27 protein-coding genes and 1 pseudogene are annotated in these 24383 nt (G+C 36.7%); 26 read left to right on the top strand and 2 right to left on the bottom strand.

Annotated features, from left to right (window positions below):
* From A3G9_RS0102665 to topA, 15 genes are all read left to right on the top strand, one after another.
* The coding region (locus A3G9_RS0102665; protein WP_018025220.1) for a LysM peptidoglycan-binding domain-containing protein at positions 1-764 on the top strand (764 nt) is incomplete at its 5' end.
* 1 nt (position 765) lies between these two features.
* Complete coding sequence (gene cmk / locus A3G9_RS0102660) at positions 766-1425, top strand: (d)CMP kinase (protein WP_002820458.1); 660 nt, start codon at positions 766-768, stop codon at positions 1423-1425.
* Between the two features lie 27 nt (positions 1426-1452).
* Positions 1453-2781, top strand: a complete 1329-nt coding sequence (gene der, locus A3G9_RS0102655) for a ribosome biogenesis GTPase Der (protein ID WP_002820457.1) — start codon at positions 1453-1455, stop codon at positions 2779-2781.
* Positions 2782-2945: 164 nt separating this feature from the next.
* Positions 2946-3221, top strand: a complete 276-nt coding sequence (locus tag A3G9_RS0102650) for an HU family DNA-binding protein (protein ID WP_002820455.1) — start codon at positions 2946-2948, stop codon at positions 3219-3221.
* Between the two features lie 48 nt (positions 3222-3269).
* The gene (locus A3G9_RS0102645; protein WP_002820454.1) at positions 3270-4511 is read left to right on the top strand and encodes a tetratricopeptide repeat protein; all 1242 of its coding nucleotides are present in this window, start codon (positions 3270-3272) and stop codon (positions 4509-4511) included.
* Positions 4511-5710 (top strand): CCA tRNA nucleotidyltransferase, encoded by a 1200-nt coding sequence (locus A3G9_RS0102640; protein ID WP_002821775.1) that lies wholly within the window; start codon positions 4511-4513, stop codon positions 5708-5710. The genes A3G9_RS0102645 and A3G9_RS0102640 overlap by 1 nt, the downstream gene beginning before the upstream one ends.
* Positions 5676-6188 carry a dihydrofolate reductase gene (locus tag A3G9_RS0102635; protein WP_002820451.1) on the top strand — a complete coding sequence of 171 codons (513 nt, stop codon included), beginning with the start codon at positions 5676-5678 and terminating at the stop codon, positions 6186-6188. The genes A3G9_RS0102640 and A3G9_RS0102635 overlap by 35 nt, the downstream gene beginning before the upstream one ends.
* Positions 6189-6196: 8 nt before the next feature.
* Positions 6197-7045 (top strand): DegV family protein, encoded by an 849-nt coding sequence (locus A3G9_RS0102630; protein WP_002820449.1) that lies wholly within the window; start codon positions 6197-6199, stop codon positions 7043-7045.
* A gap of 11 nt (positions 7046-7056) precedes the next feature.
* Positions 7057-7956, top strand: coding sequence for an SGNH/GDSL hydrolase family protein (locus tag A3G9_RS0102625; protein WP_002820448.1), 900 nt, complete (start codon positions 7057-7059; stop codon positions 7954-7956).
* The gene (locus tag A3G9_RS0102620) at positions 7941-8525 is read left to right on the top strand and encodes a YpmS family protein (RefSeq protein ID WP_002820446.1); all 585 of its coding nucleotides are present in this window, start codon (positions 7941-7943) and stop codon (positions 8523-8525) included. Before A3G9_RS0102625 ends, A3G9_RS0102620 begins: the two co-directional genes overlap by 16 nt.
* Positions 8522-8752 (top strand): YozE family protein, encoded by a 231-nt coding sequence (locus tag A3G9_RS0102615; RefSeq protein WP_002817141.1) that lies wholly within the window; start codon positions 8522-8524, stop codon positions 8750-8752. Before A3G9_RS0102620 ends, A3G9_RS0102615 begins: the two co-directional genes overlap by 4 nt.
* Positions 8749-9597 carry a ribosome biogenesis GTPase YlqF gene (gene ylqF, locus A3G9_RS0102610; protein ID WP_002821773.1) on the top strand — a complete coding sequence of 283 codons (849 nt, stop codon included), beginning with the start codon at positions 8749-8751 and terminating at the stop codon, positions 9595-9597. The genes A3G9_RS0102615 and ylqF overlap by 4 nt, the downstream gene beginning before the upstream one ends.
* Positions 9598-9599: 2 nt before the next feature.
* Positions 9600-10229 (top strand): ribonuclease HII, encoded by a 630-nt coding sequence (locus A3G9_RS0102605; protein ID WP_002820443.1) that lies wholly within the window; start codon positions 9600-9602, stop codon positions 10227-10229.
* A 29-nt stretch (positions 10230-10258) separates the two neighbouring features.
* A complete protein-coding gene (gene dprA / locus A3G9_RS0102600; RefSeq protein WP_002820442.1) occupies positions 10259-11146 on the top strand; it encodes a DNA-processing protein DprA in 888 nt (295 codons plus the stop codon).
* A gap of 35 nt (positions 11147-11181) precedes the next feature.
* Complete coding sequence (gene topA / locus A3G9_RS0102595; protein WP_002821098.1) at positions 11182-13191, top strand: type I DNA topoisomerase; 2010 nt, start codon at positions 11182-11184, stop codon at positions 13189-13191.
* Positions 13192-13241: 50 nt separating this feature from the next.
* Here topA and A3G9_RS0102590 read toward each other — a convergent pair whose 3' ends face one another.
* Complete coding sequence (locus A3G9_RS0102590; protein ID WP_002820440.1) at positions 13242-13514, bottom strand: hypothetical protein; 273 nt, start codon at positions 13512-13514, stop codon at positions 13242-13244.
* Positions 13515-13650: 136 nt separating this feature from the next.
* Between A3G9_RS0102590 and xerC the strand changes: the two genes are divergently transcribed.
* Positions 13651-14574, top strand: coding sequence for a tyrosine recombinase XerC (xerC, locus tag A3G9_RS0102585; protein ID WP_002821771.1), 924 nt, complete (start codon positions 13651-13653; stop codon positions 14572-14574).
* On the top strand, positions 14567-15460 hold the full coding sequence (locus tag A3G9_RS0102580; protein WP_002820437.1) for an aldose 1-epimerase family protein: 894 nt from the start codon (positions 14567-14569) through the stop codon (positions 15458-15460). The genes xerC and A3G9_RS0102580 overlap by 8 nt, the downstream gene beginning before the upstream one ends.
* Here A3G9_RS0102580 and plsY read toward each other — a convergent pair.
* The gene (gene plsY, locus A3G9_RS0102575; RefSeq protein ID WP_002820435.1) at positions 15443-16066 is read right to left on the bottom strand and encodes a glycerol-3-phosphate 1-O-acyltransferase PlsY; all 624 of its coding nucleotides are present in this window, start codon (positions 16064-16066) and stop codon (positions 15443-15445) included. The genes A3G9_RS0102580 and plsY overlap by 18 nt on opposite strands.
* 81 nt (positions 16067-16147) lie before the next feature.
* Here plsY and parE point away from each other — a divergent pair, with 81 nt between their 5' ends.
* The 9 genes and pseudogenes from parE to A3G9_RS0102530 all read left to right on the top strand — a co-directional run bounded on the left by parE (position 16148) and on the right by A3G9_RS0102530 (position 24356).
* A complete protein-coding gene (gene parE / locus A3G9_RS0102570; protein WP_002821770.1) occupies positions 16148-18172 on the top strand; it encodes a DNA topoisomerase IV subunit B in 2025 nt (674 codons plus the stop codon).
* Entirely contained in the window at positions 18172-20607 is a 2436-nt protein-coding gene (gene parC, locus A3G9_RS0102565) for a DNA topoisomerase IV subunit A (RefSeq protein ID WP_002821769.1), read from the top strand. The genes parE and parC overlap by 1 nt, the downstream gene beginning before the upstream one ends.
* Positions 20600-21520, top strand: coding sequence for a manganese-dependent inorganic pyrophosphatase (locus tag A3G9_RS0102560; protein WP_002820432.1), 921 nt, complete (start codon positions 20600-20602; stop codon positions 21518-21520). The genes parC and A3G9_RS0102560 overlap by 8 nt, the downstream gene beginning before the upstream one ends.
* A 97-nt stretch (positions 21521-21617) precedes the next feature.
* The gene (rpmG, locus tag A3G9_RS0102555; RefSeq protein ID WP_002820431.1) at positions 21618-21782 is read left to right on the top strand and encodes a 50S ribosomal protein L33; all 165 of its coding nucleotides are present in this window, start codon (positions 21618-21620) and stop codon (positions 21780-21782) included.
* Positions 21782-22051 (top strand): 30S ribosomal protein S14, encoded by a 270-nt coding sequence (gene rpsN, locus A3G9_RS0102550; protein ID WP_002816321.1) that lies wholly within the window; start codon positions 21782-21784, stop codon positions 22049-22051. Before rpmG ends, rpsN begins: the two co-directional genes overlap by 1 nt.
* A gap of 109 nt (positions 22052-22160) precedes the next feature.
* Positions 22161-22898, top strand: coding sequence for a gamma-glutamyl-gamma-aminobutyrate hydrolase family protein (locus tag A3G9_RS0102545; protein WP_002820430.1), 738 nt, complete (start codon positions 22161-22163; stop codon positions 22896-22898).
* Between the two features lie 53 nt (positions 22899-22951).
* Positions 22952-23224 (top strand): annotated as a pseudogene (locus A3G9_RS0102540) (family 1 glycosylhydrolase); the annotation flags it as partial.
* Between the two features lie 81 nt (positions 23225-23305).
* Entirely contained in the window at positions 23306-23938 is a 633-nt protein-coding gene (gene udk / locus A3G9_RS0102535; RefSeq protein WP_002816360.1) for a uridine kinase, read from the top strand.
* A gap of 76 nt (positions 23939-24014) precedes the next feature.
* Entirely contained in the window at positions 24015-24356 is a 342-nt protein-coding gene (locus A3G9_RS0102530) for a DUF1304 domain-containing protein (protein WP_002821767.1), read from the top strand.
* The last annotated feature ends 27 nt before the right edge of the window (positions 24357-24383 follow it).

Here is a 24383-nt window from a genome sequence, read left to right as displayed (position 1 = left end):
ATAACCAGGATTTTAATTTTGGCCAGAATTCAGCTGAACAGAATCAGAGTTTTTATCAACAGTTCAATGATCAAGGACAACAAAGTTCTTCTGATAAACCCGAACCTTTTTTTGCCTCAAATAAGTACAGTCAGTCCAATCAAGGTACTGCATCTCCTAACCAACCGCAGCAACAAGACCAAGAGCAATATAAGGATCAGAGCAATTTTGGTAAACCAAAAAATGGCTATAACCCAAACAATTACCAGAAAAGTTCCAAGCAAAATAAAACAGATAACCAAAAAAATGGTACCGGCTTTTTGAGCAAGCTTAACAGTAAGGTCATTATTGCTTTTGCTATTGCAACACTTGTGATTTTGTTGGCGATTCCTACAATCGGTTCGATTGCAAAGAAGGGCGATAGCAGTAAAAGCGTTGCTAGTTCAACGGCTTCAGTTACTAAGAAAAGTAGTTCTTCATCTGCATCATCGAGCAGCGCGGCAAGCAGCAGTCAGAGTTCAGCTGCTGATGCATCTTCATCTACGGCAGCAGCTGATTCTTCGTCCACCGAAGCTGCAGAATCTTCTAGTTCGGTAACAGAAGACAGCAGTGCTGAAACTAGTTCTTCTTCGACAGCGACGACTTATACGGTTCAATCCGGCGATAGTGCTTATCATATTGCATCTCTTTATGGCCTGACCGTCGAGGAACTTTATGAATTAAACGGTTTAACATCCGGTTCAACTCTGCTTCCAGGCCAAGTTCTGAAAGTTAGTGGAAATTAATATGCAGATTGCTATTGACGGACCGGCCGGGTCAGGTAAGTCCACGGTCGCAAAAATTGTCGCAAAAAAATTTAATTTTGTTTATGTTGATACCGGTGCAATGTATAGGGCGGTGACGCTTTATGCCAAAATCAATCAAATTGATTATGAGGATGAACAGGAAATATCTGAAAAAATTCCTTTAATTTCTTTGAACTTTATTCCGGCTGATCCAGTTCAAAAGGTCATCCTTAACGACCAAGATGTTACTGAAGCGATAAGATCCCAAGAGATAACAAACAATGTTTCATTGGTTTCTTCGTATCAAAAAGTTCGTGACGAGATGACTGAAAGACAGAGACAAATGACTGAGAATTCCTCGGTTGTTATGGATGGTCGCGATATCGGTACAACCGTCTTGCCTAACGCCGACGTGAAAATATTTTTAATCGCCAGTGTTGATCAAAGAGCAATTCGTCGTTTTAAAGAGAATAAAGCACAAGGGAGTTCCGCCACTTTGGACGATATAAAAAAAGAAATCGTTGCTCGAGATTATAAGGACTCTCACCGTTTAATCAGTCCTCTAAGAAAGGATGATGATGCAATCGAAATTGACACGAGCAATTTGACAGTTGATCAAGTGGTTAATAAAATTTTGAAAATCGTCAAAACACGCGCATGACTGCGTGTTTTCTGTATGCTTATAAGGATGAGTAAAAAATATACAATTGCAATAGTTGGAAGACCGAATGTTGGAAAATCAACTTTATTTAATCGAATCGTTGGTACGAGAAAAGCAATCGTGAATGACATATCTGGAGTAACCCGTGACCGTTTGTACGAAAAGGCTGAGTGGAATGGCAGCGAATTTTCCGTCATCGATACTGGTGGAATATCCGCATCAAACGATGTTTTTATTAAAGAGATTAAGGAACAGGCCGAATTAGCAATCAAAGAGGCTGATGCGATTATTTTTGTTGTCGACGGTCATAATGGTATTACCAAGGATGATCAATTAGTCGCGAAAGTTCTTTATAGATCAAAACAACCGATTTACTTGGCGGTAAATCACTTGGATAATATCGAACAGCATGATTTAATCTATGATTTTTACTCGCTTGGACTTGGCGATCCATACCCAATCTCTGCTGTTCACGGCAATGGAGTTGCTGATTTGTTGGATGATATTGTCGATGCTTTTAAAAACGGGACCAATGGTGGAGTATCTGATCAGGATCAGGAAGATCAAATTAAAATCGCAATTATTGGTCGTCCGAATGTTGGAAAATCATCAATTTTTAATTCTTTAATTAAACGAAATCGTTCAATTGTTAGTGATATTCAAGGAACAACTCGTGATACGGTAGACTCGCAGTTTGAAGACAACCAAGGAAATGTTTTTACGATTAGCGATACGGCCGGTATCAGAAAATCTGGAAAAGTGATCGAGAGTACCGAAAAGTATGCTGTTTTAAGGGCACAGATGGCAATTGAAAGTGCTGATGTAATTTTAGTAGTAATCGATGCTTCAACCGGAATTCAAGATCAAGATAAACACATTGCCGGTCTTGCAACCGAAGAAGGCCGGGCTGTCGTGATTGTTGTCAATAAATGGGACGCAATCGAAAAAGATAATTATTCTATGAAACAGTTTACGGAACAAATTCGGGAAGAATTCAAGTTTTTGGATTATGCACCGATTATGTTTGTTTCCGCTAAAACGAACCAAAGACTAGATCAAATTCCTGAAATGGCTATTAAAGTTGATAATAACCATAAAATGAGAATTCAATCTTCAATTCTCAATCAAACGATTCTTGATGCAATTGCACTTCATCCGACACCGACAAAAAACGGTAAACGTTTGCGTGTCTATTATGCAACAGAGGTTGCTGTTGCTCCTCCAACTTTTGCTATTTTCGTTAATGACCCGGAACTAATGCATTTTAGTTATGAAAGATATTTGGAGAATCAGATTCGTAAAAATTTCGATTTTGCCGGAACACCAATTCGTTTAAGAATTCGTGCAAGGAAATAGCTGACTGTTTTTTTGCTTTTTCTGTGACAAACAGGTTACAATTCGCGCTACGACGGGCTTTTGAAGCATTTTTTTAACTTTTCATGGCTATTTTGTGTTAAATTTTTATTAGTGAAATGCATGGTAGCCGTGAATTTTACAAAAATAATAAACAGGAGAAATTAATGGCAAATAAGCAAGAACTAGTTGATTCAGTTGCAAAGGCAACTGATCTGACCAAAAAAGATGCAACGGCTGCAGTTGATGCAGTTTTTGATTCAATTGCAAGTTATTTGAAAAAAGGCGAAAAAGTTCAGTTGATTGGCTTTGGTAACTTCGAAGTTCGTGATCGCGCAGCTCGCACAGGCCGTAATCCACAAACTGGTGCTGAGATTAAAATCCCTGCATCGAAAGTTCCGGCATTTAAACCTGGTAAAGCCTTAAAGGACACTGTTAAGTAATCATATACAAACCAGTCAAATCGACTGGTTTTTTATTAGAATTGATTTATGGCTAATTACTCGAAACAAATCTTACAAAATATTGCCGATTCCAAATTCAATAATCAGAATCTAATAAATAAAGCGCTTGCCAATGACTCAGAAAATGAATTAATCGATTTAACCGAATCCTTAATTTCTCAAGGTTTTATTGATGATGCTAAAAGTATATTAGAAAACTTGAATGAAAAAGACAATAAAAATGATCAGATTAATCTTGATCTTGCTGAAATATATCTCGACGAAGGGAATGACGATCAAGCTCTTGACTACTTAGACAAAATAGAACAAAAAAGTTCTTTATATTTGTCTGCACAAATTGATAAAGCTGATTTATATGAGTCCGAGGGTCTGACCGAATCAGCCGAAGGAGTTCTACTGGATTTGCAAAACATTAGTAGTGACCCAATCGTTCGTTTTGCTTTGGCAGAATTTTATGATGCCGAAGGAGAGAATGGCAAATCTGCCCAGCTATATGACTACCTGATTAATCAGGGACATGAATTAATTAATAAGATAAACTTACACGCGCGTTTAGCGATGGCCCTTGCTTCAAATGGAGAATTCGAAGAATCGATCACTGAATTTCAAAAAGTTGGACTGAAAAATTTGTCCAGCAAAGAAATTAGTAGTTTGGCACAGGCTTACTTTCAATCAGGTGATCGGGAAAAATCACAACAACTAATCGAAGAAAATATTGATCATCAGGAAGCCAGCCTTGATGATTACTTGAATTTGGCTTCCATTTATGAAAAACAGGGAAATTCAAAAGAACAGCTTCGCACCCTCCAACTAGCAAAGAGTTTCGATCCTTTCAATTTGCTTGCTCGTTTTAAATTAGCATTACTCCAAAGTGATCTTGGTGACTATACTGCCTCCAACAAAGAGCTTCATTTCATAATTAAAAAAGATCCATCGCAAACTAACGCGATTAGTCTGCTTGCATATAATTTTCTTCAAGAAAAGGAATATGATCAGACGATCAGTTTGATTAATCGGCATATTGAAGACGATGAGATTGACCAGCATTATTTATGGTATTTAGGCCTTGCTTATTTTAATTCTGACCAACAAAAACAGGCAGAAAAATCTTTTGAACGAGTTGATGAATATTTTTCCGAAGAACCATCTTTTCTTAAGGACGCTTTTTTTGTTTTTAAAACTACCAATATCGAGAGAGCTCGAAATTATTTAAAAAAATATTTGCAAATTGTTCCGGAAGATTTTGAAATGGAAAGTTATCTACTTTAATGATAATTGAATTAACAAATGAATTTAAAGAAGCGATTCCTGTATTGAATTGTTTGGAAAATCATGGTTATCAAGCTTACTTTGTTGGTGGATCGGTTCGTGATGCCATCCTTAGAAGACCTATTCACGATGTTGACATTACGACTGATGCTTTGCCAAACGAAATGAAAAGGATTTTTAAAACGGCAGATAATTACGCTGGTGAAAAACATGGTACTGATTTAGTTTTTTTGAACGGGAAAAAATATGAAGTCACAACTTTTCGGATCGACGGTAAATATTTGGACAATCGTCATCCAAAAAACGTATCGTTCACGAAAAATTTAAAAGAAGATTTATCAAGACGCGATTTTACAATTAATGCTTTTGCGATGAACCAAGAAGGAGAACTTTTTGATTATTTTTCAGGTCTTAATGATTTAAAAAAGAAAATAATTAGAACAGTAGGAGATGCAAAACAGCGTTTTTCAGAAGACGCTCTAAGAATTCTTCGCGCTTTTCGTTTTTCCAGCCAGCTTGATTTTAAAATCGAAGAAGAAACCTTGAGAGCAAGTCAAATGATTAAAGAAAATTTGAATGATATTGCTACAGAACGAATTTTTGTTGAATTTTCAAAATTACTGGCCGGGAAAAATCCTCAAAGATCTCTGAGACAAATGTATGATTTGGGAATTGTTGATTTTTTGCCAGGACATGAACTAATTACAGATCAATCGGATTTATTCAGGAATTACATTGGAATTCAGTCATCGAGCCACGCAATTAACTGGACCAGATTCATTTTTTTTAGTAATCTAAGGGAATCTAGTTTAACAAAATATCTCGGTAGTTGGAAAATGAGCAATCAATTGAAGAAGCAAATTTTTAAATCAATTAATTTGTTGGAAAAGGACAAACCAAGCAAACTTGATTTATTCGATGTTGGTTTGGAAATATCAATTGCGTTGTCGGCGATTAAAAGAGATGACAGAAATAATTTATTAAGTGATTATGAAAACTTAGCAATACATGATCTTTCCGAACTCGATATCAACGGTATCGATCTGAAAAATATTGGAATTCCGGTTGGGCCGATCTATGGAAAAATTATTGAAGATTTAAAAGAAAAGGTTATTCTTGGAAAAATCAATAACAATAAGCAAAGATTGTTGAAGGAGGCAAAGGATGATTACATCAATATGGGCACAATCAAAAAATAATGTGATTGGCAGAAACAATCACTTGCCATGGTCCCTACCGGATGATCTTAAATTTTTTCGCCAGGAAACTAAAAATAAGGCAGTGGTAATGGGTCGAAAAACCTATGAGTCTTTTGGTTCAAAAGCATTGCCAAAACGTTTAAACATTATTTTAACTTCCAATATGGATTTTAAGAGCAACGATCCGGAGGTAAAAATCGTGCATTCTCCAATCGAGGCTGTCAATACAGCAAAAGAACAGCATTTACCCCTTTATGTAATAGGAGGAGCCAGCGTTTACGAAAGTTTTATGAATATGGCTGATCGGTTATTGATTACTTTGGTTGATGCTAATATTAAGGGAGACACATTTGCACCAAATTTTAGTGAAAAGTCTTTTAGTTTAGTTTCCCAATGTCATCATGCTCAAGATAAGAAACACGCTTATTCTTTTGATTTTCTGACTTATGAGAGGAAAAATAAAAGCGATCAAGTATAATTTTAGTTATGTCAATAATTAAAATTGTTACCGACTCTTCAGCCGCCCTAACGGACGAAGAAATAAAAAAATATGATATTGGTGTTGTTCCATTACAAGTTTTAATTAACGATCACAATTATTTGGATGGTGTCGATATATCTCGAAACGAGTTTTTTAAGAAAATGGAAATGGCCAGAAAGCTTCCTGCTTCAAGCCAACCGGCGGTAATAAATTTTTATGATACTTACGAAAGCATTTTAAGAAAGAATCCAGAAGCCCAAATCCTCAGTATTCATCTTAGCGGTGGTTTGTCTGGTACTGGTCAAACAGCCGCGACGGTGGCAAAAGATTTTAGTGGGAAGGTTATTTTTCTTGATTCGCATTCAATCGATCGTGGTCTCTCTTTTCAAGTTTTAGCAGCGGCAAGAATGGTTCAAGAAGGAAAGACTATCGAAGAAATAATCTCTCTTCTCACGAAAATAAAAAATCAAACCAAAATTTTTCTCAGTCTCGAATCCTTAAAAAATCTGATTGCCGGAGGCAGGATCAGTCGTGCTTCTGGTTTAGTTGGTTCCTTGCTAAACATTAAAGTCGGCCTTGAATTTATTGATGATTCGATCAAAACAATTTCCAAGGGCCGCGGCGAAAAATCGATTAGTAAATTTTATGATCAAGTTATTGATGGAATGCAAAAATTAAAGAAAATATACTCAATCGGGGTTTCGCATGTTGATGCCGATCCAGAAGCCAAGGAGCTCTCGAATCGTTTGAGAAAACTTTTCCCGAATACCCCATTGGTTATGCTTGGCACCTCGCCAATTGTTGCTACTCATACCGGAATTGGCACACTTTGTATTTTGTATTACGGTGAATAAATAGTATATCTATGAAAGTTTTTTTAAAAATTTTAACAGCGATAGTTCTTGGATTTATCGGTGTTTTTGTAATTTCGATTATTTTAACGCCGAAAAGCAATAATGACGCAAAGCAGGAAAGCAGTCAAAACATTACGGTTGTTTTTTTGGGTGATTCACTAACTTATGGTGTCGGTGATACTGCGGGAAAACACGGATATACAGGACGGGTAATGAAACTTCTCAAGAAAACCTATCCTCAATATAAGTTTTCCTCATACGACTTCGGAAAGCCAGGCGACCGTTCTGATCAAATTTTAAAAAGAATTAATCAGTCATCAGAGCAGCAACGACTATTAAAAAAAGCCGATTTAGTAATAATGACCGTCGGAGGAAATGATTTAAGGCAGGAATTATTAAAGAATGTTGATACAAAAAGTGCCAGTAGTTTAACTAGTTCCGTGAAAAAGAGTAGTGCCAAATACGAGACATCTTTGAAAAATTTATTGAAAAGAGTTGCCGTCTTAAGAAAAAGCAAATCATCACTTTTTATTTTTGGTAACTACAATCCAACTTTTGTTAATATGGCGAGCAGAAAAGACATTAATCAAGATGTGAAACTTTATAATGCAATAAACAAAAAGTTGGTAAAGCAACAGACTAATGGATACTACATATCGATTTTCCGCCAATTAACTTATGGACAGTATCAAACAAGCAAACAAATCAAGAAATTAACCAGCGAGGATTTGATTGCAAACGGTAAAGTCGGAAACAGGACGCAAAAGTCAGTTTTATCCGGAAGCATTAAAATAAAGAATGATTACATTTCTCAGGCCGATCATTTTCACCCGAATAACTTGGGTTACGATTATATGGCAAAAGAACTTTTCAAGGCAGTAAATAGTAATAATATATGGCAAAAGAAATAAAAATTAAAAAAAACAAATGGTTTTTGGCTTTTTGGTCATTATTAGCAATTATTTTAATAATGGTTTTTTCCATATTTTTTGCCCTTTTCAGTGATAGCTACCAATCGAAAGATTCGCGCTCATCGATTCAAGATAGTGATGCAACTTTTAATGTTGTGCTGACTAGAAAACAAGTGAATGCTATTTCGGCCAAGTTTTTGAAGGAACAAAAAATAAAAAACCTATCAATTTCGGCCGATTCCAAACAAGTTTATGTATATGGAGATATAAAGTTTCTTGGGTCTAAACTCAATGTTGGAGTTATTTTCGATCCAAGCGTAACAAAAAACGGTAACGTTCTACTAAAAGCGAAAAAATTAGTAGCTGGTTCTATGCCATTGCCTATCGGCACAGTAATGAGTTACATCAAAGCAACAACCGATCTGCCGAGTTTTATCGGCATTGATTCTTCCAAAAAAGATATTTCGATCAATCTGGCGAAGATGAAGACGGGTAAATTGTTAGCTTTTAAGGCTAAAACAATTAATCTTCCCGAAAATAAAATAATTTTTCAAGGTGGTTTAAAATGAGAAGTCGAGGTTTTTACGAGTGGTTAATGACACAGAGAAAACCAGAAAATGCGGATGAAGTTCAAGAATTTGCGAATGCAGCTTTTTTTGATTCGGAATTTCCTAAACAGTCACAGAATTTTGATGAAATCTCAAAATATTTGGAAGAAAATGCTCCCTATTTAATGAGCATGGAAGTATTCGACGAAGCTTGGCGGCGTTTTCTTGCTTCAGAGGAGGAATTATGACACAACAAATTCAATGGTTCCCGGGCCATATGGCAAAAACGATTCGCGAAATTGACGAACAAATGAAATTAGTCGATTTTAGTTTGGAAATCGTCGATGCCCGTGCTCCTCAGACAACTCAAAATCCACAAATTATGGAGATGATCGCTGTTAAACCGGTTTTTCTTGTTTTAAATAAAATCGATTTAGCCGATCCTCGCCAAGTAACAAAATTCATTAACAAAAATAAAGATAAATTTTCCGGTATTCTCACTACTGATGCAAAAATGGGTGTCCTTTCGAAGGATTTTCTTCGTCAATTGAAAAATAATTCTTTTTTTGCCGATTTGTCGAAAAATAATACTGCCGCTAATTTAAAAGCATTAGTCGTTGGCACACCAAATGTTGGCAAATCAACTTTTATTAACCATTTAGCCGGCAAAAACATTGCTAGAACAGCCAATAAACCTGGAGTTACTCATTTTCTATATTGGATTAGAACTCGTTATAATCTTGTTTTTTTGGATACACCTGGATTGCTTTGGCCAAAATTTGAAGATCAGGAAATTGCTACAAAGATTGGAATTCTGGGGGGTATTAAAGATAATCTGCTGGCTTCCGACGATTTAGCTCTTTGGTTAATTTCTTTTCTTCAAAAAAATTATCCGACCGCAATCGCGACCCGTTATAAAATAAGCCATTTTCCTTTGGATAATCCAATCGCTGCTTTGATGTCTATTACGAGCCAGCTAGGATTGAGACAAGATTTTGAAAGTGCCAGTCAGCGTTTGATCAATGATTTTAGAAGCGGGAAATTTGGTTTGATATCACTTGATTTTTATGGTGATGATTATTTAGATAATTAGTTATGAAATTAGAGGAAATAATTGATTCTTTCCGGATTCGTTTTAAATTTGAAAATGAATTAAATGACGAAGGATATCAAATTATTGCTGGAATCGATGAAGTTGGAAGAGGCTGTGTTGCAGGGCCGGTCGTGGCCTGTTCTTGCATTTTGCCAGCCAATTTTAATGTATCCGAAACATATGATTCGAAGCGTTTCAATAAAAGACAAAGATTTTTATTGGAAGAAGAAATCAAAAAAACATCCTGTCTTTTTGCCTTTGGTGAAGCTTCCGTAACGGAAATAGATCTAATAAATATATATCAGTCTGCCAGATTAGCTATGAAAAGATCAGTTATGAATCTTTTGCAAATGCCTGATGCTTTGCTAATTGATGCAATGGCTGTTGATTTAAATTTAAAACAGCTCAAAATTATTCACGGCGATCAATTATCCAATTCAATTGCGGCTGCTTCAATTTTGGCCAAGTGTCATCGTGACCGAATTATGATTAAAATGGCCGAAAAATACCCTGAATACGGTTTTGAACGCAACGTTGGGTATTTGACAAGTGAAGCAAAGAAAGCGCTTTTAGAATACGGAATTACACCGATTCATCGAAAAACTTTTGCTCCAATTTCAAAACTGATTTAAATATTCGTATCAAACAAGTAGGAGGCAATATGAAATTACGCGATTACTTGTTTGTTTTGCATGCTGTTTTAAAGACACCTCAGCAAGAACATTATTTTTATAAGTACATACTAAACAATCAAATGTCTGAAAACGATCTTCCTTTGAGCCAAGGAGATTTTACCGATTTATTGGGTAAATATGAAAATTATCAGTTTTTGCAGGGAACAGTCGTTAATGAATATAAAACTTTTCTAGAAGATTTTATCAATGAATATGAGAAATATCGTAGTTTAAATTTTCTGGCTATTTGTGATAGAGAATATCCCAAACAATTAAAAGAAATTTACCAGGCACCGATTATTTTATTTTATGAAGGAAGTCTTAATCTTCTTAATTCGCCGATGATAACAATTGTTGGTACACGAACAATGACTAATTACGGCAAAAAAATATTAGAGGAATTTGTACCGAAAATAATTGATTCCGGAATCGCTGTTGTTTCCGGTTTGGCAAAAGGAATTGATGCTTATGCCCATCAACTTGCTTTGGAAAAACAAGGAACGGCAATCGCCGTTATCGGAAATGGTACCAATATTAGTTATCCAGCCGAAAACCAGTCAATCCAAAAACGAATCATTTCCGATGGTTTGTTGTTATCCGAATATTTTCCGAAAAGTCGTCCGAAGCAGTATCATTTTCCGGCTAGAAACAGAATTCTGGCTGGTCTAACTTCTGCGACGCTAGTCGTTGAGGCAAAGGAAAGATCGGGTAGTTTAATAACTGCCGCTTATGCCACACAGGAGAATCGGAATGTTTTGGCCATTCCGGGAGATTTAAACCGGAACAATTCAAATGGAACAAATCAATTGATTGCCGACGGGGCAAAGGCCGTTTTAAAAATCGATGACATTTTAAACGAAATAATTTGTTACTGATTTAGAAACTTGACAGCTAGTGTAGACTGTTATTCGTGGTAACTAAAAAGAAAAAAGCAAAGAAGTTAGTAATTGTAGAAAGTCCGGCTAAAGCCCGTACAATTGAAAATTATTTGGGAAGGGATTACGAAGTTTTGGCTTCGATGGGCCATATTCGTGATTTGCCAAAATCACAGTTGGGTGTAGATACCGAACATAATTACGAACCAAAATATATCAATATTCGTGGGAAAGCGCCATTAATAAATTCCTTAAAAAAAGCCGCCAAATCAGCCTCGGCTGTCTATGTAGCTTCTGATCCGGATCGAGAGGGTGAAGCGATAGCTTGGCATTTGGGACATATTCTTGGTTTACCCGATGGTGGAAAAAACCGAGTAACTTTTAATGAAATAACGAAACCAGCCGTCAAAGAAGCTTTTAAACATCCCCGCGGAATCGAACAGGACTTGGTAGATGCCCAACAGGCACGTCGTGTTTTGGACCGTTTGGTTGGGTATTCGATTAGTCCGATTTTATGGCAAAAAGTCAAAAGGGGACTATCGGCAGGCCGTGTCCAATCAGTTGCGCTCGGCTTGATTCTTGATAAAGAAAAAGAGATAGCCGCTTTTGTTCCAAAGGAATATTGGAGTTTAAATGCCAATTTCAAAGCTGGTAAACATGAGTTTTCAGCCGAATTTTACGGTACCGATGGGAAAAAGGTTAAATTAGATAATCAAAAATCGGTTTCCAAAATCTTAAAGAGAATCGATAGCAGCAAAGATTTTAAGATTACCGATATTTCTACAAAAGAATCAAAGCGAAATGCTCCCAATCCATTTACAACTTCTTCTCTTCAGCAAACAGCCAACTCGCAATTGAATTATCATGCGCGAAAAACAATGCAGATAGCTCAGGGACTTTATGAAGGTATTAGTTTGCCAAAAATCGGTCACGTTGGTTTAATCACCTATATGCGTACCGATTCAACTCGACTATCGGAAACAGCTCAAGAAATGGCCAAAAAATTCATTGTCGATAAATTCGGCAAAGAATATTATCATCGCCATAATGTTGTTAAAAAGTCGGAAAATGTTCAGGATGCGCATGAAGCGATCCGGCCGACAGATGCCGAAAGAACACCGGAATCGTTAAAAGAAATTCTGACTCGCGATCAATATCGTTTATACAATCTAATCTGGTCTCGTTTTATCGCCAGCCAGATGTCTGAACAAAAACTTGAAAATCAATCTCTGATGATTGAACAAAACAAAACTGTTTGGCGCGCTACCGGAATTAAGGTTCTTTTCGAAGGATGGACAATGGCTTTAAAAACGTCTTCGACAAAAAATAATATTTTGCCGGCACTTAAAATTGGTGATCTCGTTCAAATGGTGAATAATCTTCCGGAACAGCATTTTACTCAGCCACCGGCTCGATATACTGAGGCTAGTTTAATCAAAGCATTGGAAGAACTTGGAGTAGGGCGTCCGTCGACTTACGCTCCGACAATGGATACAATTCAACGCAGAGGATATATCGGTTTCGATCAAAAGAAAATTGTACCGACTGATTTGGGAGATATTGTCCAGGATGTTGTTGTTAAATCATTTCCAGAGGTAACAGACAAACAATTTACTTCAAAGATAGAAGACGAACTGGATAAGGTTGAGACCGGGAATGTTAAGTGGCAAAAAGTTATTGATGAATTTTACAAGCCATTCAGCAAAGAGGTTGATGCAGCTATAGAAAATCTTGAAAAGGTTCCAATTTATGATCGAATTGCACCTGAGTTATGCGATATTTGTGGCAGCTTAATGGTTATACGTCGTTCGAGAAGAGGAGAATTTTATGCTTGTTCTCGTTTTCCTGATTGTCACGGTACAAAATCAATCGTTGAAGAAATCGGCATGAAATGTCCAAAATGTGGGATTGGCGAAGTTGTTATCAAACGGACAAAACGGGGACGCATTTTTTATGGTTGTTCTCGTTATCCGGATTGTGATTTTGCAAGTTGGACCAAACCTAAAAAAAACGAAGAAACTGAAGAAAACAATGAAACAAAGTAAAAAAATTCTGTTTGTGGAACAAAACAGAATTTTTTGTAAATATTTCTTAGCTATTTGTTCATGGTTCTGGAAGTGAAGGGAGTTTGTCCTTTTTTCATATTTATTGCCTTATTGTTGGAGACTCTTTTTGTAGACAAATTGGCAGAAATTTCTGCATTTATTTTCATTCTATCGATAAAGTTGATTTGACTAATTAAAATTCGATCACATAAATTAATGAGCGAGCGCCTCAAATTCGTTAAAACAACCTGAATATTTTCTCGCCAAAGTTCGCTGCTCAGACGAATATTTTCAATTGGATTGATAATTGATCTTTTTTCCATTTTATTCCTTTAAAAATCAGTCTAAATGAGGAATGATGACCAAATATGATATTAGAGAACGTTTAAATGTTTTTATGAATTTATAAGATAATACTTCAGCCTGCGGTTTTTCGTATCTAAAAACTATACTTAAAATATGAATCAGATTACTTCAACAATGAAGAAGTATGAAGAATATCTGCAAGCAGAACGCCAATACTCTACTCTGACTCTCAAAGCTTATCGCGAAGATATAGACGAATTTGTTAATTTCTTTTCTCAGAATGGCGGATTCAAGGATTTTTCGGCTATTGATCGATTTGATGTCCGGATTTATTTGAATAATTTATACGAAAGGAAATTAGCTAAAACATCTATAGCACGAAAAATATCAAGTTTAAGAAGTTTTTATCATTTTTTGATCGAAAACAGTTTGGCCAAAAAAAATCCATTTGCAAACATTGAATTTCGTTCTAGCAACAAGAAGTTGCCAGAATTTTTATATCCAGCGGAAGTTATCGAATACCTCAGAGCAGCAGCCGACCCGCAAAATGATCAGCATCTTAGGAACTCTGCCTTAATAGAGTTACTATATGCGACTGGGATGAGAATATTTGAAATTACAAATTTGACTTTTTCTCAAATAGATTTTAATAGCCAAATCGTTGACATTACAGGAAAAGGGAAGAAACAAAGAATCATTCCTTTTGGAAAACCAGCCCTGGCGTCTCTAAAACAATATCTTCCCTGGCGTGAGAAGACAATGCAGAAATTTTCGGAAAAGCACTCCTATATTTTTATAAATACCCGTGGCAGACAATTAACTGAAACCGGTGCCGAGTATATTTTAAAACAGGTATCAAAAAGGTCTAAACTAACCGCCAACATTCATCCTCATATGCTTAGGCACTCCTTTGCAACCCATTTATTGAATAACGGTGCCGATATCAGAACCGTCCAAGAACTGCTGGGCCATGCAAGTTTATCGACAACGCAAATATACACGCATATCACGACTGAAAATCTCCAGGAAAACTACAAAAAATTCTTTGATCGGGCTAAAATTAGACATGATGAATGATTACAAAATTACTAATAAATTTTTAACCGTAACCGTTACGGAAACTGGTGCCGAGTTAACATCGGTCAAAGCAAATAATGGCGGCTATGAATACTTATGGCAGGCTGATCCAAAAATTTGGAAAAGACATGCACCGATTCTGTTTCCAAACGTCGGTCGCTTAAAAGATGATTCTTATACCTTTAATGGTGTCAAATATCATTTGCCTCAACATGGCTTTGCTCGCGATATGAAATGGGACTTAATCGATAAAAGCAGCAGCAAATTGATTTTCCAACTAGAATCTAATGAAGATACTTTATCCAAATATCCCTTTAAATTCGTCCTTCAGGCTGTTTATGAATTAAAAAATTTTGAATTAAAAGTTAACTATATAGTTAAAAACACAGACAATAAAAAAACGATATTTTCAATCGGTGGTCATCCTGCTTTTAATGCCAATTTTAAAAATACAAGCATTTCCGCTAATCAAAGGGAGTTTGATCGTTATACTTTAAACGGCAATTATTTAAATCCTTCACCGATTGGAAAAATTAATTTTTCATATGCTCATAAAATCTCTCGATCGGATTTTCTTAATGATGCACTTATATTGAAAGCCGATAAAGATTTGACCGAATTATTTCTTCAGACGAATGTTCCCGATTCAGAATCAGACGAAAAACAGTTGGAGCGCAGCACACGAATTGCTGTTGCCGGAAAGAACTTAAAGTTTTTTTGTATTTGGTCGAAGAATGATGAAAAGGCTGATTTTGTTGCAATTGAACCATGGTGGGGGGTTGCCGATACAATTAACAGCAACCAAAGATTAGAGAATAAATTTGGTAGTAATTCGCTGTCAGCGGGACAAAAAGAAAATTTTGAATATTCAATGAGTTTTCTTTGAAAACCAATAATTAAGGCCAAAGGGTATCTTTGATTCTGTTCCTTTTCTAATTCTTTTCAAGTTTTCGCGATGAGCATAAAGCATAACAATAGTTGAAATTATTCCAAAAATCGAAAGAAAATAGTCGCCGAGAAAAAAGAAGGCATACAAAGTTCCGAGAACAAAAGTAGTAATTGAAGCAACACTCATCATTGAAGTAAGCAAAAGCGTAATTAATATAACTGCTAGGCAAAACAGGAAAAATTGCCAGTTGTAGCCAAGAATCACTCCAGCCGATGTTGCGACTGCTTTGCCTCCATGAAAATGCATAAAAATTGAAAAACAGTGGCCAAGAACCGCAAAAATTCCGATGAATAATGGATTAATTGCTGTAAAGCCAAAAAAAACAGGTAATAACGTTGCAACCACGCCTTTAAGAATATCGAGAAACATCACCAGAATACCTGGAGCTACACCGAGAGTTCGAAATGCATTGGTCGTGCCGACGTTTCCAGAACCGAGATCGAGAATATCTTTGTGATATAAATACTTGCCAATCCAATAGCCGGACATCATCGATCCAATTAAATAGGCAAGAATAATAAATATAATCGTTTTAAAAACCACTTAATTATTATAGCTTTCAAGACAGTAGACTTGCAAAAAAGAGCTTAAATAGTGTATCTTTACAGACTGATAGACGAATGAATGTTCGCCCGGATTTTATTTATGACGAAAAAAAAAGAAATTTCTTACAATGAATCAGATATAAAAATTTTAGAAGGCCTTGAAGCTGTTCGGGTTCGCCCAGGCATGTACATCGGTTCAACAGATACGCGTGGACTTCACCACTTGGTTTGGGAGATTGTCGATAATGCTGTTGATGAAATTCTTGCCGGTTATGGTGACTCAATCAAAGTAATAATCCATCAGGATAATTCAATTACAGTCGTTGATCACGGCCGTGGTATGCCGGTTGGTATGCATGCTTCAGGTAAGCCGACTCCCGAAGTTATTTTGACCGTTCTCCATGCCGGAGGAAAATTTGGTCAAGGTGGTTATAAAACGGCTGGTGGCCTTCACGGCGTCGGGTCATCTGTCGTGAATGCACTTTCAGAACGTTTGACTGTTGAAATAAATCGTGACGGCTACAAATATAGAGAAAATTTTGAAAACGGTGGAAAACCGGTCGGAAGCTTAAAGAAAATTGGTAAAACCAAGGATCAAACTGGAACAACAATCACTTTTAAGCCGGATCCAACAATTTTTTCGACAACTGTTTATAAATTTCAAACTATCGCTGATCGTTTGCGGGAATCGGCTTTTCTCCTTAAGGGAATTAAAATAACTTTGATTGATGAACGACCGGATCCGCAAATTATTGAAGAATACCAGTATAAAGATGGAATTAAGGAATTTGTCGACTATTTAAACGAGGGTAAAGCTGTTATCGGCAAAGTTATATATTTCGACGGGGAACAACAAGGCATTGAGGTTGAAGTTGCCGCCCAATATAATGATGGTTATTCAGAAACACTACTTTCTTTTGTTAACAACGTCCGGACTCCTGATGGCGGAACTCATGAAACAGGAATGAAAGTTGCTTGGACAAAGGCTTTTAACGACTATGCCAGAAAAGCCGGTCTTTTAAAAGAAAAAGATCCCAATTTCGATGGTTCGGATGTTCGTGAAGGTCTTTCGGTTGTGATCAACTTGCGAGTTCCTGAAAATATTCTTCAATTCGAAGGCCAGACGAAGGAAAAACTTGGAACAATCGAAGCACGATCAGCCGTTGGTTCTGTAATCGAGGAACAACTTGGTCGCTATTTAATGGAGAACGGAGACTTTGCTCAAAATCTCGTTCGAAAAGCTTTGCGGGCTCGTGAAGCAAGGCAGGCGGCTCGTAAAGCTCGCGACGAATCGCGATCCGGTAAAAAGAAAAAAGGAAAAGAATTCCTGCTTTCCGGAAAACTGACTCCAGCTCAGTCAAAGGATGCTTCAAAAAAAGAATTGTTTCTTGTCGAAGGTGATTCTGCCGGCGGTTCTGCTAAACAAGGGCGTTCACGAAAATTTCAGGCTGTTTTGCCGCTTCGCGGAAAAGTTCTGAATACAGAAAAGGCCGGTTTGGAAGAACTTTTAAAAAATGAAGAGATCAGCACAATGATTTATACAATTGGTGCCGGTGTCGGTACAGATTTCAACATCAAAGATGCTGCCTATAATAAAGTCATCATTATGACCGATGCTGATGATGATGGTGCTCATATTCAGACATTGTTATTGACTTTCTTTTATAAATATATGCGTCCTTTGGTTGAGGCTGGTCGAGTGTATATTGCATTGCCGCCTTTATATAAAGTCACCTCAGGGGCGAAGAAAAATAAAAAAGAGGAATTTGCCTGGACAAACGAAGAACTCGCTGAATTAACAAAAAAAGCTGCGCGGGGATATACGATTACGCGTTATAAGGGACTTGGTGAGATGGATGCAAACCTTTTGTGGGAAACAACTATGGATCCGGATCAAAGAACTTTGATCAGAGTCAAAATCGAAGATGCGGCCTTGGCCGAAAAAAGAGTCACAATTCTGATGGGCGATCAAGTGGCTCCGCGCCGCAAATGGATCGAAGATAACGTTGCGTTTTCTTTGGATGAAGCCGGATCAATTCTCGATACAGTAAACGGAAACGATGGCACTTATCATCCGGGATTAGATAAAAAGGAGGCGAACTAATGACTGACGAGTCACGAATTCAAGAACTAAGCCTTGAAGATGTTATGGGTGAGCGTTTTGGCCGCTATTCAAAATACATCATTCAAGAAAGAGCTCTACCGGATATCAGAGATGGTTTAAAACCGGTTCAAAGAAGAATTCTTTTTGCTATGAATGAAGATGGCAACACCTATCAACATGCTTATAGAAAATCGGCGAAAGCAGTTGGCAACGTAATGGGTAATTACCATCCACATGGTGACTCATCGATTTATGACGCCTTAGTCCGCATGAGTCAAAACTGGAAAATGCGGGAACCTTTAATTGATATGAACGGCAATAATGGTTCGATCGACAATGATCCGCCTGCAGCCATGCGTTATACCGAGGCAAGACTTTCCATGATTGCCGGCGATATGTTAACGGATCTTGATCAACAGGCTGTTGATATGGTACTGAATTTCGATGACACGCGCTACGAGCCGACCGTTCTGCCAAGCCGAATCCCAAATTTACTGGTTAATGGCGCTTCAGGAATCTCCGCCGGTTATGCAACTGAAATTCCGCCTCACAATTTAGGCGAAGTAATTAACGCTTTGATTTACCTATTATCACATCCCGCTGCTTCTTTAGAGGATTTGATGAAATATGTAAGTGGACCAGATTTTCCTACCGGAGGTATTATCCAGGGATTGGACGGTATCAAAAATGCATATACAACTGGTCGAGGAAAAGTCTATTTGCGAGCCAAAACAGAAATAAAACAGCTTAGAGCCGGTAAGAAACAAATTGAGATTACTGAGCTCCCCTATGAGGTTAATAAATCGGAACTTGTTGCCCGTATAGATGAAATTCGTCTTAACAAAGACGTTAACGGAATTACGGAAGTACGGGATGATACAAGTCGTGAAGGTTTGTTAATCGCAATTGAGCTTTCAAAAGATGCTAATGCTGAAGGCATTTTGGATTATTTGTTTAAAAAAACCGATTTGCAAATTGCCTACAATTTTAATATGACTGCTATCAATAAGCAAAGACCTGTTTCTGTTGGTCTCAAACAGGCTCTATCGGCTTTTCTGGATTTTCGTAAAGAAGTTATTCGTCGAAGAACCGAGTTTGAATTAAAAAAAGCTCAAGCTCGTCAAGAAATTGTCGAGGGTTTGATTAAAATGTTAAGTATTCTCGATGAAGTTGTTGCAACTATCAGAGCGTCTGAAAGTCGCAAAAATGCCAAAGAGAATTTAATCAAAAAATTCCAATTCAGCGATCCTCAAGCTGAAGCAATCGTTACCTTACAACTCTATCGTTTGACGAATACGGATGTCGTTGCCTTACAAAATGAACACGATCGGCTGACGAAGCAAATTTCCGAATTCAATTCAATTCTAAAAGAAACAAAAGAATTGAATAAGGTCCTTAGGAACGAATTAAAGGAGATTGAAAAAAAATATTCCAATCCAAGGCGAAGCCAAATACAAACAGAGGTTAGTCAACTGAAAATCGATACTGCCGTAATGATTGCCAACGAGGACGTGATTGTTCAAATCACGAAAAATGGTTACGCAAAGAGAGCTTCTTTTCGCTCATACAAGGCTACTGATGATAATGGATTAACCGATGATGATTATCCGGTCTATTTGGCTAAAGTTAATACATTAAGCAGTCTATTTATTTTTACCAATAAGGGTAATCTGATTTATCGTCAGGTTTATGAACTTGCTGATACTAAGTGGAAAGATGTTGGCGAACACTTATCACAAGAAATTTCCGGATTGGCCGAAGATGAAATCGTAATCAAAGTTTTTGATTTTAAGGATCTAAAACAAACGGGAACCTTTGTCTTTACCAGCAGTGATGCTTTTGTTAAGCAAGTTGATAAAAATGCATTAAATCCGACCAAATATTATAAAAAAAGAGCCAGTAAGGCAATTGCAATAAAAGGAAAAAACGTTTTGGTTTCTGTTGCTTTTGCTGCTTCACAAAATCATTTGGTTGTTATGGCTACTCAAAAAGGATATCTTTATAAGTTTCCAATTGGCGAGATAGCCTTAATGACAGCCAAATCATCCGGAGCTAAGCCTGCAAAAATTTCAAAAAAAGATAGAATTGTTTCAATGGATTTAATTGATTCGGAAGATTTAATGGTACTTATGAGTGATCGCGGGCATTCCAAAATTATTAATCCGCTTGAGATACCTATTTCAACAGTGAACTCGGTTCAAAAAGCGGAAACGATTTTTATGGCCGACGAAATAATCGGTGGGACACAGGCAATTTCCCGATCAAAAAAAAGCGAACTTCAAGCAATAACGAATGATAACCAAGTGATTGATTTTTCTGTTAATCCGAATAATATTTCCGGATTGGACGATGAATTCAAACGCAAGGTCAAAGTTAATAAAAATAGTATGATTGTAAAGGTTAGATTAAAACAAGAGGTAATTGAAAATGGCTAAGGAATTAGTTTTTGGGCATCAAAATCCCGATACGGATGCTATTGCCGCTGCTATCGCGGCATCTTATTATTTAAATCAAAAGGGAATGGATACAGAAGCAGTTGCTTTAGGAAAAACAAACGACGAAACAAATTTTGTTCTCGATTATTTTTCTGTAGAAGCTCCGAGAGTGATTGAAAAAGCAGATACTAAAGAAGTTGTTTTGGTTGATCATAATGAAACAGCTCAGTCCGTTTCGAATATTGAAGATTTGACTGTTACTCATGTTTTTGATCATCATAAAATTGATTTCAAAACGAGTTCACCTTTGTTTTACCACGCAGAAGCGCTTGGTTCTACTTCGACTATTTTGTATGGATTTTTCAAAAAAGATGGAATCGAGATTCCAAAAAAGATTGCAGGTTTAATGCTTTCCGGATTGATTTCAGATACTTTGCTATTGAAAAGTCCAACAACAACTAATGTTGATCGCGATGTGATCGGAAAATTAGCGTCAATTGCTGGAGTCGACGATGTAAATGCTTATGGCCTTAACTTATTAAAAGCCGGTACTAATCTATCAAAGAAAAGTGAACAGGATTTGATCGACGGAGATGCCAAGACCTTTAAATTTGCCGGAAAAACTTTCAGGATCGGCCAAGTCAATACGGTTGATATTCCAAGTGTACTGGAACGTAAAGAAGCTCTTAAAAAAGCAATAATTGCCGAAAACGAAAAACAAGGTTTCGATGGTTTTCTTTTTGTGATTACCGATATTCTTAATTCAAATTCAAAAGCTCTTTATTATGGTTCAGAGCCTGATAAAATTGCTTCTGCTTTTAACGGAAAATTTGTGGACGATTCGATTGATCTTCCAGGGGTCGTTTCACGAAAGAAACAGATTGTCCCACCTTTAACTGATCTGTTTCACTGATAAATATACAAATTGCACTTTACAAGTATTTTATGCTTGTGTATAATGTTTATTTGTACTGAATTGACTTTGATTAATATACTATTTAGGAGAAAACATGGCAGGTAAAGGACAAAGGGATCACGTAATTCTTGGCAATGATCAAACAGGTGAACGTATTTATTTGACGAGTAAGAATCGCCGTAATACACCTGATCGTCTTGTTTTGAAAAAATACTCACCAAAGCTACATAAAGTTGTTGAGTTTAAGGAGGTGAAGTAATGGCTAAGAAGTCTAAGATTGAAAAAGAAAAAAGAATTGAAGCAACTGTTGCAAAGTACGCTGCAAAACGCGCGGCTTTAAAAGCTGCTGGTGACTATCAGGGCCTTGCAAAGCTTCCTCGCGATGCATCGCCGGTTCGTGCTCATCATCGTGATTTGACTGATGGCCGTCCTCACGCATATATGCGTGCTTTTGGACTGAGTCGTTTAAATTTCCGTCAGTTAGCTCACAAGGGACAAATTCCTGGTGTTAGAAAAGCTAGTTGGTAAAATTTTTGTTGTTTTTTATAAATGAACTAATAGACTAAAAGCACTGGATTTTGTTTTTCAGTGCTTTTAGTTTATTTTTTTTAGAAGTTTTGTTAAAATTGCCTGAATCATGAAAAAACCAATAATTGCAATCACTTCAGATATTTCTCGTTTTTCCTCAATGTCATCCAATGACCAAGCAATCGACTATGCCCCAAGAGACATCATACGAGCTATTTATAAAGTTGGTGGAATTCCAATAATTTTGCCTTCGCCAACATATGTCGAAGATACAAATTTTGAAGCTCTGCTTAGTACTTTTGATGGTCTTTTGATTCCCGGTGGTCCGGATATTGATCCAAAATTTTTCAAAGAGGAAGCTATTCCAGAAATCGGAGCTACTTTTTACGAACGAGATCAATTTGAAATACCTTTGATCCAAGAAGCTCAAAAATACGGCAAAGCGATTTTAGGAATTTGTCGGGGAATCCAAGCGATTAACATTGCTTGTGGTGGCAATGTATATCAAGATCTAGCGAAGCAATATTCAAATCTAAAAATTAAGCATCGTCAATCTCCAACCGAGGGATCATTCCCAACTCATAAAATTAAAGTTGAAAAAGATAGTCGACTGGCAAAAATAGTCGGTTATGAGAGTTTTGTTAACTCTCGCCATCACCAAGCCATTAAAGATTTAGGAAAAAATTTGAAAATTACGGCAACTTCCAGTGATGGCGTGATCGAAGGAATAGAATCAAAGAATTCCGATAGAATCTTAGCGGTTCAATGGCATCCGGAAAGTATGTGGCAGGTTTTTCCTGATCAATTAAAGTTGTTTGAAGACCTAGTCAAAAGGGCAGGCAACTAATGCAAACGAAAGAAGAGAATAAACAAAAATTAGATTTTTGGAGTACTGGATAAGGTCGCATTCACGATTCTTACCGAATAGACTACCTGCGTCAACATATTGAACAAATGAAAGAAGCCATCAGCGACGGGGTCGATCTAATGGGATACACAATGTGGGGACCGATTGACTTAATAAGTTTTTCGACTTCAGAAATGTCTAAACGCTATGGTTTTATCTACGTTGATCAAGATGACGGTGGTAAAGGAACTCTGGATAGGATTAAAAAAGATTCCTTCTATTGGTTTAAAAAAGTTATTGCTTCTAATGGAGAAGATTTATCTTAAAAAGTTCTGATAAGCAGAACTTTTTTGTTTTACAATTTTTTTCTTGACACTTACTCAAGAGAATAGAAAAATAGACAAGTAATGCAAAATGATAAAGATCAGCCTATAATCATCATCGGAATCACAGGTGGGTCGGGTTCCGGAAAAACATCGATCGCTCGAGATATTCACAACCAATTAAAAAAACAATCTGTGGCTATTATTCCTCAAGATGCCTTTTATAACGACCAAACATCAATGTCGATCGAGCAAAGAAAGAAGATCAATTACGATCATCCGGATTCTTTTGATAGCGACTTGTTTTATAACGATTTATTAAAATTAAAAAATAGGCAAAAAATCCAACTACCAATTTACGATTATGAAAAATATACTCGTTCTAAAAAAACAATTTTAATTAATCCGGCAAGAGTTATCATTGTCGAGGGTGTCTTATTATTTGTCGATCAGCGAATTAGAAACTTGTTGGATATAAAAATTTATGTAGACGCTGATGATGATATTCGTTTTATCAGACGATTGAAGAGAGATATTTCCGAACGTGGTCGAACGACCGATTCGATCATTAATCAATATTTAAAAACCGTGAAACCAATGTACCATCAGTTTGTCGAACCAACAAAAAGGTATGCCGACGTAATTATTCCGGAAGGTGAGAGTAACCAAGTCGGAATAAATTTGCTAATCAATCAGATAAAGACCATTTTAAATTAGGATATAATCAGGGTTTGGAATTTGGTTTGTGGAAATTGGACGAGGATGACTGTATTTTTAGCTAGGAGATCCTAAAATGAAATTGTTCGCAGATATTTTGATAATCGTTGTGGCGTTGGAGTCATTATTTATTATGCTTTTGGAAATGTTCGGTACACAAACAAAATTAGCAAGAAACGTCTTTAACTTGAAGCAAAAATATCTATTGCAAAAAGAAGCTCGAATTTCAATGGCCAATCAAGGTCTTTATAATGGTTTTCTCGGAGTCTCAATCTTATTAATTAGATATTATTCTCCTACAAATATAATTTTTCCTGGTTTAATGTTGTTTATTGGTTTTATTGTGATTGCCGCTATTTTCGGATCTTTGACTGCCAATAAAAAATTATATTTAGCCAGGGATTACCGTCGATTTTAACTTTGATTGTTGTTTTCCTGGCGTATC

Origin of the sequence: Oenococcus oeni DSM 20252 = AWRIB129, assembly GCF_000372485.1 — a bacterium.
Taxonomy (GTDB): Bacteria; Bacillota; Bacilli; order Lactobacillales; family Lactobacillaceae; genus Oenococcus; species Oenococcus oeni.
This window is presented reverse-complemented; position numbering and strand designations above follow the sequence as displayed.